This window comes from Pseudomonas sp. NMI760_13 (genome assembly GCF_021283245.1).
GTDB lineage: Bacteria > Pseudomonadota > Gammaproteobacteria > Pseudomonadales > Pseudomonadaceae > Aquipseudomonas > Aquipseudomonas peradeniyensis.
Genome location: NZ_JAJSRC010000020.1, coordinates 15,842 through 27,825, shown reverse-complemented (window position 1 = coordinate 27,825; position 11,984 = coordinate 15,842). Strand labels below are relative to the sequence as shown.

General features: G+C 65.8%; 13 protein-coding genes. All 13 read left to right on the top strand.

Going from position 1 to position 11,984, the window contains the following annotated elements:
- The first annotated feature begins 34 nt into the window (after positions 1–34).
- Entirely contained in the window at positions 35–1,246 is a 1,212-nt protein-coding gene (cbiE, locus tag LU671_RS19370; protein WP_232856594.1) for a precorrin-6y C5,15-methyltransferase (decarboxylating) subunit CbiE, read from the top strand.
- Positions 1,239–2,333 carry a cobalt-precorrin-5B (C(1))-methyltransferase gene (locus LU671_RS19365; RefSeq protein WP_232856593.1) on the top strand — a complete coding sequence of 365 codons (1,095 nt, stop codon included), beginning with the start codon at positions 1,239–1,241 and terminating at the stop codon, positions 2,331–2,333. Before cbiE ends, LU671_RS19365 begins: the two co-directional genes overlap by 8 nt.
- Positions 2,330–3,058, top strand: a complete 729-nt coding sequence (locus LU671_RS19360; RefSeq protein WP_232856592.1) for a cobalt-precorrin-6A reductase — start codon at positions 2,330–2,332, stop codon at positions 3,056–3,058. Before LU671_RS19365 ends, LU671_RS19360 begins: the two co-directional genes overlap by 4 nt.
- A gap of 82 nt (positions 3,059–3,140) precedes the next feature.
- The gene (gene vapB / locus LU671_RS19355; RefSeq protein ID WP_011535889.1) at positions 3,141–3,371 is read left to right on the top strand and encodes a type II toxin-antitoxin system VapB family antitoxin; all 231 of its coding nucleotides are present in this window, start codon (positions 3,141–3,143) and stop codon (positions 3,369–3,371) included.
- A complete protein-coding gene (vapC, locus tag LU671_RS19350) occupies positions 3,371–3,781 on the top strand; it encodes a type II toxin-antitoxin system tRNA(fMet)-specific endonuclease VapC (protein WP_203648116.1) in 411 nt (136 codons plus the stop codon). Before vapB ends, vapC begins: the two co-directional genes overlap by 1 nt.
- A gap of 72 nt (positions 3,782–3,853) precedes the next feature.
- On the top strand, positions 3,854–4,291 hold the full coding sequence (locus LU671_RS19345; protein WP_232856591.1) for an NfeD family protein: 438 nt from the start codon (positions 3,854–3,856) through the stop codon (positions 4,289–4,291).
- A 27-nt stretch (positions 4,292–4,318) separates the two neighbouring features.
- Complete coding sequence (locus LU671_RS19340) at positions 4,319–5,173, top strand: SPFH domain-containing protein (protein ID WP_232856590.1); 855 nt, start codon at positions 4,319–4,321, stop codon at positions 5,171–5,173.
- Between the two features lie 196 nt (positions 5,174–5,369).
- Positions 5,370–5,759, top strand: a complete 390-nt coding sequence (locus tag LU671_RS19335; protein ID WP_232856589.1) for a DUF2946 domain-containing protein — start codon at positions 5,370–5,372, stop codon at positions 5,757–5,759.
- A gap of 47 nt (positions 5,760–5,806) precedes the next feature.
- Positions 5,807–6,289, top strand: a complete 483-nt coding sequence (locus LU671_RS19330) for a copper chaperone PCu(A)C (protein ID WP_232856588.1) — start codon at positions 5,807–5,809, stop codon at positions 6,287–6,289.
- A 24-nt stretch (positions 6,290–6,313) separates the two neighbouring features.
- Positions 6,314–6,745 (top strand): DUF2946 domain-containing protein, encoded by a 432-nt coding sequence (locus LU671_RS19325; RefSeq protein ID WP_232856587.1) that lies wholly within the window; start codon positions 6,314–6,316, stop codon positions 6,743–6,745.
- 69 nt (positions 6,746–6,814) lie between these two features.
- The gene (locus LU671_RS19320) at positions 6,815–8,881 is read left to right on the top strand and encodes a TonB-dependent copper receptor (RefSeq protein WP_232856586.1); all 2,067 of its coding nucleotides are present in this window, start codon (positions 6,815–6,817) and stop codon (positions 8,879–8,881) included.
- A 58-nt stretch (positions 8,882–8,939) separates the two neighbouring features.
- Positions 8,940–10,304, top strand: coding sequence for a PepSY-associated TM helix domain-containing protein (locus LU671_RS19315; protein ID WP_232856585.1), 1,365 nt, complete (start codon positions 8,940–8,942; stop codon positions 10,302–10,304).
- Between the two features lie 230 nt (positions 10,305–10,534).
- Complete coding sequence (gene cycA / locus LU671_RS19310) at positions 10,535–11,950, top strand: D-serine/D-alanine/glycine transporter (RefSeq protein WP_232856584.1); 1,416 nt, start codon at positions 10,535–10,537, stop codon at positions 11,948–11,950.
- The last annotated feature ends 34 nt before the right edge of the window (positions 11,951–11,984 follow it).

Sequence of the window (11,984 nt, the reverse complement as noted above, 5' to 3'; positions counted from 1 at the left end):
CGTAGTGCCCCCATGCGGTATCGAAGAGGACCCAATGGCCCCCTGGCTGACAGTAATAGGCATCGGCGAAGACGGTTTCAGCGGCCTGGGCAAGCAGGCCCGGCGTGCCCTGCTATCGGCCACGCGAATCATCGGGGCCCCACGCCAGCTGGCACTGCTGCCCCGCTGCGTGACCGCCGAGCAATTGCACTGGCCCAGCCCCTTCTCCCTGGCCCCGGTCATGGCCTTGCGCGGCGAGCCCGTATGCGTACTGGCCAGCGGCGACCCGATGTTCTACGGCGTCGGCGCCAGCCTGGCGCGCCAGCTGCCCGCCGAGGAATTGCAGGTGCTGTCGATGCCCTCCTCCTGCGCCCTGGCCGCCGCCCGCCTGGGCTGGCCGTTGCAGGATGTACAGGTGGTCTCGGTGGTTGCCCGCCCACTGGCCGCGCTCAATGCCCATCTGCACAGCGGCGTGCGCCTGCTGGTGCTGAGCAACGACGAGTGCAGCCCGGCGGCCATTGCCTCGCAGCTGTGCGAACGAGGCTTCGGCCCCAGCCGTCTCCAGGTGTTCGAACACCTCGGCGGCCCCCAGGAGCGAATGCTGAGCGGCACCGCCGACGACTGGCCGCACACCGACATCGCCACGCTCAACCTGGTCGCCATCGAATGCCAGGCCTCGCCCGACACCCCACGCCTGCCGCGTGTGGCCGGCCTGCCCGACAGCGCCTTCCGTCACGACGGCCAGCTGACCAAGCGCGACGTGCGAGCGATCACCCTGGCTCGCCTGGCACCACAACCCGGTGAGCTGCTGTGGGACGTAGGTGCTGGCTGCGGCTCGATCGGCATCGAATGGATGCGCGCCCACCCCAGCTGCCGTACCCTTGCGATCGAGGCCGACGAGGGCCGACAGGGCTTTATCGAATACAACCGCGACACCCTCGGCGTGCCCGGCCTGCAACTGATTCGCGGCAAGGCCCCCGAAGCGTTGGCCGGGCTGGAGCGTCCGGACGCGATCTTCATCGGCGGCGGCGTCACCCGCAAAGGCATGCTCGACCTGTGCTGGGAGCGCCTGCTGCCGGGCGGGCGCCTGGTTGCCAACGCCGTCACCCTGCAAAGCGAGGTCGCCCTGGCGCAGTTCCGCGACCAGCATGGCGGCGAGCTGACTCGCATCCACATCGCCCACACCCAGCCTCTGGGCAGTTTCGACACCTGGCGCCAGGCCCTGCCGATCACCCTGCTCGACGTGGTGAAGCCCCTCGATGCGTGAAGAAACCCGCGAACAGCCCGCGCCGCTGCGCAGCGGCCTGACCACCGGCAGCTGCGCCACCGCCACCAGCCTGGCGGCGGCGCGCCTGCTGCTGACCGGGCAACGGCACGACGCGGTGGAGATCACCCTGCCCAAGGGCAAGGTGGTGCAGATGCGCCTGGAGTTCTGCCACCTCAAGGGTGACATGGCCGAGGCCGGTACCTTGAAGGATGCCGGCGACGATCCCGATGTCACCCACGGCGCCCTGCTCTACAGCCAGGTGCGCCTGCTCGCCGAGCCCGGCGTTCGCTTCGTCGCAGGCGCGGGCGTTGGCACCGTGACCCGCCCGGGGCTGGTGCTGGCAGTCGGTGAACCGGCCATCAACCCGGTGCCGCGCAAGATGATCAGCGACCATCTGCTGCAACTGGCCGGCGATTGCGGCTACCACGGCGGTTTCGAAGTGACGGTCAATGTCCAGGGCGGCGAGCAGTTGGCCCTGAAGACCATGAACCCGCGCCTGGGCATCCTCGGCGGGCTGTCGATCCTGGGCACCAGCGGCATCGTCCGGCCGTTCTCCTGCTCGGCCTACATCGCCTCGATCCACCAGGGCATCGACGTCGCCCACACCAACGGCTACACCCACATCGCCGCCTGCACCGGCAACGCCAGCGAAGACACCATGCGCCGTGTCTACAACCTGCCGGAGATCGCCCTGATCGAGATGGGCGACTTCGTCGGCGCCGTGCTCAAGCACCTGCGCAAGGTACCCGTGCCGCGCCTCACGCTATGCGGCGGCTTCGGCAAGATCAGCAAGCTGGCGGCCGGGCACATGGACCTGCACAGCCGCCACTCCAGCATCGACCTGCCACAGCTCGCGGGCTGGGCGGCGGCGATTGGCGCGGACACCGCGCTGCAACAGGCGATCATCACCGCCAATACCAGCCAGCAGGCCCTCGCACTTGCTCATGCTGCCGGCATCGCCCTCGGTGACGAGGTGTGCCGCCACGCCCTGGTCTTCGCCCGTAGCGTGGTGCCGGCCCAGGTGCAGGTGGAAGTGTTCGCCATCGACCGCCAGGGCGGCATCGTCGGCAAGGCAGGTGTGGCATGAAGGGGCGCATCCTGCTGCTCGGCGGCGTCACCGAAGCCCTGGCCATTGCTCGCCAGCTGGGTCCTCAGCACGTCTATAGCCTCGCCGGTATCGGCCGTGTACCACAGGACCTGACGTGCCAGGTGCGGGTCGGTGGTTATGGCGGTGCCGAAGGCCTGGCCGACTACCTGCGCGAAACAGGCATCGACCTGCTGATCGACGCCACCCACCCCTACGCCGCGCAGATCAGCCGCAACGCCGCCCTCGCAGCGCGCAGCGCCGGCATTCCCTGCTGGGCCCTGCGCCGCCCGGCGTGGCAGGCGCAGGCTGGGGACGACTGGCGCGAAGTCAAGGACTGGGCCGGGCTGATCGAGGCGCTGACCCCGTTCGAGCGCCCCTTGTTCACGCTGGGTCGTGAACCCTTGCAACATCTGGACGAAATTCCACCACACCAGTTCTGGACCCTGCGCGCGCTCGAGGCGTGTCCCGCCAATGAACGCTGCGAGGTGATCGGTGCTCGCGGGCCGTTCCTCATCGACGACGAACGTGCCCTGTTCGAACGTCGGCGGATCGATGTGCTGGTCAGCAAGAACAGCGGCAGCACGGCCACCGAGCCGAAGCTGGAAGTGGCGCGGGAGCGCGGGATTCCAGTACTGGTGCTCAAGCGGCCGGTGCTGCCGGAGGCGGATCGGGCGTTTCAAGATGCAGGGTTACTGCTGGAGGCGCTCGGCCTGTCCAAGGCCTGACCTCGCTACGTATATCCCATTGACATATCCATTCCCGGAATTAAACTCCGGACATACATTTGCGCTTTCAAGGAGGCCCATCATGGAGCAAGGTGCAGTCTTCAAAAGCAACCGCAGCCAGGCTATCCGTATGCCCAAAGCCCTCGCCCTTCCAGAAGACGTCACCCGCGTGGACATCGTCGCGGTGGGCCGTTCCCGTATCATTTCGCCTGCCGGCGAAAGCTGGGACAGCTGGTTCGAGGGTGACGATGTGAGTGCGGACTTCATGGCAAGCAGGGAACAGCCAGCCGACCAGGAGCGCGAAGGATTCTGATGCTCAGGTACATGCTCGATACCAACATCTGCATTTTCACCATCAAGAACAAGCCACAGGTAGTGCGCGAGGCATTCAATCGCTACCACGGCCAACTGGCCATCAGCACGGTAACCCTGATGGAGTTGATCTACGGTGCGGAAAAATCCGCCGCGCCGGAACGTAACCTGGCCATTGTCGAGGGGTTCGCCGCACGGCTCGATGTGCTTGACTACGACATTCAGGGCGCAGCTCACACCGCGCAGCTACGTGCGGAACTGGCCAAGGCCGGCACGCCCATCGGCCCCTATGACAGAATGATTGCCGGCCACGCCCGCGCTCGTGGCCTCACGCTGGTGACCAACAACCTGCGCGAGTTCCAGCGTGTTCCGGGGTTGCGTGTGGAAGACTGGGTGTCACACCCACGCTGACGGTCACGAGATGGCCCTGTGCCTTGATCCTGCCGTAGAATCACCTCTCCCCTTCTGGAAGGCTCCACCCATATGGAAATGCAATGGTGGATCTGGCTCGTCTTCGGCGTGGCCCTGATCCTGCTGGAACTGGTGCTCCCCACCTTCTTCATCCTCTGGTTCGGCGTCGGTGCCGTGCTGGTGTCGCTCGTCTCGCTGCTCGCCCCCAGCCTGCAACTCGATATGCAGGGCCTGCTGTGGGTGGTGTTCTCATCGATCACCACCGTGCTCTGGTTCAAGGTGTTCCGCCGCAAGAAGCCGGACGTGCGCTGGACCGCCGACAGCGTGATCGGCGAGGTCGGCCTGCTGACCGCCAACGTGTCGCAGTTCCAGAAAGGCCGGGTACGCTTTCAGAAACCGATCCTCGGCAACGAGGAATGGACTTGCGTCTCGGACAATGAAATTCCCGCCGGCGAGCGCGTGCGCCTGGCCGCCATCGAAGGCAACACCGCCCGGGTCACCCGGGCCTGAATCCGCACTAAAAGGAAGTTCGCAAGCATGACCAGCCTCATCGTCGTCGGCACCCTCGCCGCATTCGTTCTTATCACCGTGTTCAAGGGGGTGCGCATCGTGCCCCAGGGCGAGGAATGGATCGTCGAGCGCCTGGGCCGCTACCACAGCACCCTCAAGCCGGGCCTGAACATCGTCATTCCGTACATGGACGTGGTCGCCTACCGCCTGCCGACCAAGGACATCATCCTCGACGTGCAACAGCAGGAGATCATCACCAAGGACAACGCGGTGATCGTCGCCAACGCCCTGTGCTTCGCCAAGGTGGTCGACCCGCAGAAGGCCTCGTACGGCGTGCAGAACTTCTCGTTCGCCGTCACCAGCCTGACCATGACCTCGCTGCGCGCCATCGTCGGCGCCATGGACCTGGACGAGGCGCTGTCCAGCCGCGAGCAGATCAAGGCGCGCCTGCGCGAAGCGATGTCCGAGCAGACCGAAGACTGGGGCGTGACCGTGCGCTCGGTGGAGATCCAGGACATCAAGCCCTCGCCGAGCATGCAGACCGCCATGGAACGCCAGGCAGCCGCCGAGCGTGAGCGTAAAGCTGATGTGACCCGCGCCGAAGGCAACAAGCAGGCCGCCATTCTGGAAGCCGAGGCGCGCCTGCAGGCGGCCAAGCTGGATGCCGAGGCCCAGGTCAACCTGGCCGAGGCATCGGCGCGGGCGATCACCCTGGTCAAGGAAGCGGTGGGCAGCGAGACCGTGCCGGCCATGTACCTGCTGGGTGAGCGGTATATCGGGGCGATGGAGAATCTGGCGAGCAGCGACAATTCGAAAGTCGTGGTGCTGCCAGCGGACCTGCAGGAGACCGTGCGCGGTTTGATGGGCCGCGGTAAAGCCTGATATCGCCGGGGGCGCTTTGCGCCCCTTTCGCGGCACAAGGCCGCTCCTACAAGGGGGGCGCGAATTCCTGTAGGAGCGGCCTTGTGCCGCGAAAGGGCTGCGCAGCAGCCCCAGGTGCGGCACTTCACCGCACCCCGGCTTTTTTACCTATACTCCGCCGTACAATAGCCATCACGATTCCTGACCGGATCTCTCCATGCCCCCACGTCGGCACATCGCCTGGATAGCCTGCTTCGCAGTGCTGTTCAACCTGCTGGCCATGCCGCTGTCCTCTGCCGCGCCCAAGGGCCCGGCCGAACAGCTGCTGTGGGGGGCTTTCTGTTCCAGCATGGCCAACAAGGCCAAGGTCGATGTCCAGGCCCTGGCCAAGATCGACCTGGGGACGCAAAGCGACGACAGCGCCAGCATGATGAACTGCTGGTGCTGCCTGGGCGCCGCGCCCTTGCTGGCCCTGCCCGGCTACCCGCCGCAGTTGCACAACCCTCCCGTGCAGCCGGCAAGCCACCTACAACACCTCGCCGACTATCAACCCACGCCGCGCCAGCTGTGGCCCGCGCTCAATCCCCGTGCCTCTCCTCTGGCCTGAGTTCACTACGCTGTCCATCAGAACCTGAACAGACTGGAGACTCACCCATGCTCAAGCAAGCCCTCGTCCTGGCCGCCCTGCTGCTGCCCGGCGCCTATGCCAACGCCCACGAATACAGCAAAGGCGATCTGCACATCGCCCACCCCTGGTCGCTGGAGCTGCCGCCGAACGCGCCCAACGTGGCGGCCTACTTTGTCGTGCACAACAACGGCAAGGCCGATGACCGCCTGCTTTCGGTGAAAAGCACCATCACCGACGACGCCCAGTTGCATGAGCATGTGATGAGCGCCGCCGGCGCCATGAAGATGCAACATGTGCCAAGCGTGTTGGTCCCGGCCGGCAAGGATGTGGTGTTCGCCCCCAGCGCCTACCACGTGATGATCATGCAACCCAAGGATCGCAGCCTGCTCAGCGACGGCAAGCGCTTCCCGCTGACCCTGCACTTCGAGAAAGCCGGTGACATCACCGTCGAGGTCGCCGTGCAGAAGCAGCCGCCCGCCGACCAGGCGCAGCACGAGCACACGCACTGATCCGATAGCTGACTGGCGCTCGCCATGAGCCTGCCGCGCTACAGCTCCGCCCGCACTACCCGCCCTGATCGCAGGCGCGTCGGTGGCGGCTGGCTGAGCCTGTTCGCCATGTGGATGATCTTCATCGGCCCGCTGGTTTCCCAGTCGATGCCGATGGAGCACCACGCCGGCATGTCCATGCCCATGGACATGTCGATGAGCATGCCCATGGCGCACGGTCACGACGAGCACCACGGCCACGGCAACGATGGCCAGCTGCATGTCATGTGGGAGAAGTGCGGCTACTGCAGCCTGCTGTTCAACTGCCCCGCCCTGCCCCAGACCCTCAGCCCGCTCAGCGCAGGCTGCGCCCCCCCACCCACCCACCTCACCATCGCCACGCGCCAGGGCCATGCCCGGCAGGCTGTATTCCCCGGCGCCCGCAGCCGCGCGCCGCCCCATTCGATCGTCGCTTGAACACAACACGCTAAACGCCCGAAGCCAGGAGGCTTCGCGCTGACTCACGACTGATCGACTGGAATCATTATGTCCGGCTGCACCCCTGTTTTTGCCCTTTCCCTGCGTGGCACCATCACCGTGCTCTGCGGCTCGCTGCTCGCGCCACTGGCCTTTGCCGCCGAAACCGGCCACGAAGGCCATGTGCACGACCCGGCCGAGCTGAGCCCGACGGTGATCACCGCCATCGCTCCGAGCTCACCGCTGACCGTGGTCACCAACCCTAAAGATCCGCGCCAGCCCGTGCCGGCCAGCGACGGCGGTGACTACCTCAAGACCATCCCCGGCTTCTCGGTGATCCGCGCCGGCGGCACCAACGGTGACCCCGTGCTGCGCGGCATGTTCGGCTCACGCCTGAACATCCTCACCAACGGCGGCATGATGCTCGGCGCCTGCCCCGGTCGCATGGACGCTCCGACCTCGTACATCTCGCCGGAAACCTACGACCGCCTCACCGTGATCAAAGGCCCACAAAGTGTGATCTGGGGCCCCGGCGGCTCCGCCGGCACCATTCTCTTCGAACGTGACCCAGAGAAATTCGGCGAGCTCGGCAGCCGGGTCAACGGCAGCGTGCTGGCCGGCTCCAACGGCCGCTTCGACAAGGTGCTCGACGCCGCGGCCGGCAACCAGCTCGGCTACGTGCGCTTCATCGGCAACCAGTCGCACTCGGACGACTTCGAGGACGGCAACGGCGACACCGTGCCTTCGCGCTGGGACAAGTGGAACGGCGACGTCAGCCTCGGCTGGACCCCGGACGCTGACACCCTGCTCGAGCTGACCGCCGGCAAGGGCGACGGCGAGGCCCGCTCCGCCGGGCGGGGCATGGACGGCTCGCAGTTCAAGCGCGAAAGCCTGGGGCTGCGCTTCGAGAAGTCCAACCTCGGCGAGGTGCTCGACAAGGTCGAGGCGCAGGTCTACTACAACTACGCCGACCACGTGATGGACAACTACACCCTACGCACCCCGTCGGGCGCCGGCATGATGGGGATGCCCATGGTCAGCAACGTCGACCGCCGCACGATGGGCGCGCGGATCAAGGCCACCTGGCGCTGGGCCGACGTGCAGTTGATCAGCGGCATCGACGCGCAGACCAACGAACACCGCCAACGCGGCGGCATGGGCGTCAACGCGCACAAGGGCAAGCCCTGGACCAAGGATGCCGACTTCCACAACTACGGCGCCTTCGGCGAGTTCACCTGGTATGCGACCGGTGAAGATCGCCTGGTCACCGGCGCCCGCCTGGACCGCGCCTCGGCCCGCGACTTCCGCAAGGGCAGCGCCACCGAAGGCGACACCCGCGCCGACACCCTGCCCAGCGGCTTCGTGCGCTACGAGCACGACCTGGCGGCGATTCCGGCCACCACCTACATCGGCCTCGGTCATACCCAGCGCTTCCCCGACTACTGGGAGCTGTTCTCGCCCAAGCGCGCCCCGGCCGGCTCGGTCAACGCCTTCGACGGTATCAAGCCGGAGAAGACCACCCAACTCGACTTCGGCATCCAGTACCGCGACGAGCGCCTGGAAGCCTGGGCTTCGGGTTATGTCGGGCAGGTCCGCGACTACATCCTGTTCGACTACCAGCGCAACATGATGGGTTCGCTCACCTCCCAGGCACAGAACATCGACGCCCGCATCATGGGCGGCGAACTGGGCGCAGCCTACAAACTGACCGAAAACTGGAAGGCCGACGCCACCCTGGCCTACGCCTGGGGCAAGAACAGCAGCGACGGCAAGGCCCTGCCACAGATGCCACCGCTGGAAAGCCGCCTGGGGCTGACCTACAGCCGCGACACCTGGAGCGTCGGCGCCCTGTGGCGCCTGGTGGCCGAGCAGAACCGCATCGCCCAGAACCAGGGCAATGTGGTCGGCAAGGACTACGACACCAGCTCAGGCTTCGGCGTGTTCTCGCTCAACGGCGCCTACAAGATCAACAACAACCTCAAGCTCAGCGCGGGCGTCGACAACCTGTTCGACAAGGCCTACGCCGAGCACCTGAACCTGGCCGGGAACGCCGGGTTCGGCTACCCGGCCAACGCCACGGACCCGGTGAACGAGCCAGGCAGGACCTTCTGGACCAAGGTCGACTTCAGCTTCTGACAACAACAAACGGGCGCGGGACCTGACCGCGCCCACTTGAGGTCTACGGGAGGCTCCCATGAGCAAACCAAACGTTTCCTTCTACAACCTTGCGTGGCGCTGGCATTTCTATGCCGGGCTGTTCGTGGCGCCGTTCATGATCCTGCTGGCGATCACCGGGATCATCTACCTGTTCAAGCCGCAGCTCGACCCGCTGATGTACCGCGAGCTGATGGTGGTCGAGGCCGGCCATCACCGACAGGGCGCCGATACGTTGCTGGCCAACGTACGCCAGGCTTATCCACAGGGTCAGGTGGGGCAGTACCTGCCCTCGGTGAGCGCCGAGCGCAGCGCACAGTTCGTCGTACATGACGGCGGGCGCGAGCTGAACGTGTTCGTCGATCCGTACAGCGGCAAGGTGCTGGGCGAACAGGACGGCAAGCAAAACCTGCAGGCCATTGCCCGTGCCCTGCATGGCGAGCTGATGGTCGGCACGGTCGGTGACCGGCTGGTGGAGCTGGCGGCCGGCTGGGGCATCGTCCTGGTCGTGTCCGGCCTGTATTTGTGGTGGCCACGCGGGCGCAACAGCGCGGGCGTGCTGTGGCCACGCCTGAACGCACGCGGCCGGGTGCTGTGGCGCGACCTGCATGCTGTTACAGGATTCTGGGGCTCAGCCCTGCTGCTGTTGATGCTGATCAGCGGCATGACCTGGACCGGGCTATGGGGCAAGCAGTATGCCGACCTATGGAACCGGTTCCCGGCGGCCATGTGGAATGATGTGCCCAAGTCCGACAAGCAGGCACGCGAACTGAATGAAGCCCACCGCCAGACCGTGCCGTGGGCCATGGAGAACACCCCGATGCCGGTGTCCGGCGCCCATGCCGAGCATGCCGGGCACCACATGATGGATCACGCCCCCGCCGCGCCCCAGGTGAGCCTGCAGCAGGTCGAGAACATCGCCAATCTGCGCGAGGTCGAGCCGGGCTACAGCATCACCCTGCCGACCAGTGCCGAAGGAGTGTTCACCATTGCGGTGTTCGCCGACGATCCGCGTAACGATGCCACCCTGCATGTGGACCAGTACACCGGACAGGTGCTAGCCGATGTGCGCTGGCAGGACTACAGCCCGGTGGCGCGTGCCACGGAGCTGGGGGTGATGCTGCACGAAGGGAAGATGTTCGGGCCGTTGAACCAGATCGTCATCCTGCTGGTGTGCCTGATGATCCTGCTGGGGTCGGTGAGTGGGCTGGTGATGTGGTGGAAGCGCAAGCCGGCTGGTGGGCTGGGGGTGCCGCCGCTGCGCCATGACCTGCCGCGCTGGAAGATGGCCGTGGGGGTGATGGTGGTGCTAGGCGTTGCCTTCCCGCTGGTGGGGATTTCGATGGTGGTGATGTGGGTGGTGGATAGTCTGGTGGTAAGGCGCCGGCTCCTGGTTCGGGCCTGATATCGCAATCGCGGGGCAAGCCCGCTCCCACGCCGTGCACGATCCATGGCGTGGGAGCGGGCTTGCCCCGCGATGAGGCCGGCACCAACAACCATTGATTCCCGTCATGTCGAGCACCGCGCCGCCCCGCCAAGATCGTGCCGATCTGCCGCACCCGCGATCGGAACGCGACGTGATAGCCTACTCGGCTTTCGCTCACAAAAAGACTGACCCTCAATGGAATGCAGCCTATGACCCGGACCTCCCAGACACCCTCCGAAGAGCAGCACCTGCAACGCAACCTGACCAACCGCCACATCCAGCTCATCGCCATCGGCGGCGCCATCGGCACCGGCCTGTTCATGGGCTCGGGCAAGACCATCAGCCTGGCCGGCCCGTCGATCATCTTCGTCTACATGATCATCGGCTTCATGCTGTTCTTCGTCATGCGCGCCATGGGCGAGCTGCTGCTGTCGAACCTCAACTACAAGTCGTTCATCGATTTCTCCGCCGACCTGCTCGGCCCCTGGGCCGGCTACTTCACCGGCTGGACCTACTGGTTCTGCTGGGTGGTCACCGGCATCGCCGACGTGGTGGCGATCGCCGCCTACACGCAATTCTGGTTCCCGGACCTTCCGCAGTGGATACCGGCGCTGAGCTGCGTGGCCCTGCTGCTGTCGCTGAACCTGGTGACGGTGAAGATGTTCGGTGAAATGGAGTTCTGGTTCGCCCTGATCAAGATCATCGCCATCATGGGCCTGGTCGCCACCGGCCTGTACATGGTCATCACCGGCTTCCAATCGCCAGCAGGCCATACCGCCACCCTGGCCAACCTGTGGAATGACGGCGGTATGTTCCCCAACGGCCTGCTCGGTTTCTTCGCCGGCTTCCAGATCGCCGTGTTCGCCTTCGTCGGCATCGAGCTGGTAGGCACCACCGCCGCCGAGGCGAAGAACCCCGAGCGCACCCTGCCGCGGGCGATCAACTCGATCCCGATCCGCATCATCGTGTTCTACGTGCTGGCGCTGATCGCCATCATGGCGGTAACCCCATGGCGCGACGTGGTGCCGGGCAAGAGCCCGTTCGTCGAGCTGTTCGTGCTGGCCGGCCTGCCGGCGGCGGCGAGCATCATCAACTTCGTGGTGCTGACCTCGGCGGCCTCGTCGGCCAACAGCGGCGTGTTCTCCACCAGCCGCATGCTGTTCGGCCTGGCCCAGGAGGGCGATGCGCCCAAGGCGTTCGAGAAACTCTCGCGCCGCGCGGTGCCGGCCAACGGCCTGTACTTCTCCTGCACCTGCCTGCTGCTGGGCGCGGTGCTGATCTACCTGGTACCCAATGTGATCGAAGCCTTCACCCTGGTGACGACGGTGTCGGCGGTGCTGTTCATGTTCGTGTGGACGCTGATCCTGCTGTCGTACCTGAGCTACCGCAAACAGCGCGCGGCGCTGCATGAGCAGTCCACCTACAAGATGCCGGGCGGGCGTTTCATGTGCTATGTGTGCCTGGTGTTCTTCGCCGGCATTCTGGTGCTGTTGAGCCTGGAAGCGGATACGCGCTCGGCGCTGGTGGTGACGCCGATCTGGTTCGTGATTCTGGCGGTGACCTATCAGTTCGTGCGCAGCAGGCGTCAGCCGCGTGCGGCGGTGCGTGAAGCCTCTAATAACTGATCCGGCCAATGGGGCCGCTGCGCGGCCCTTTCGC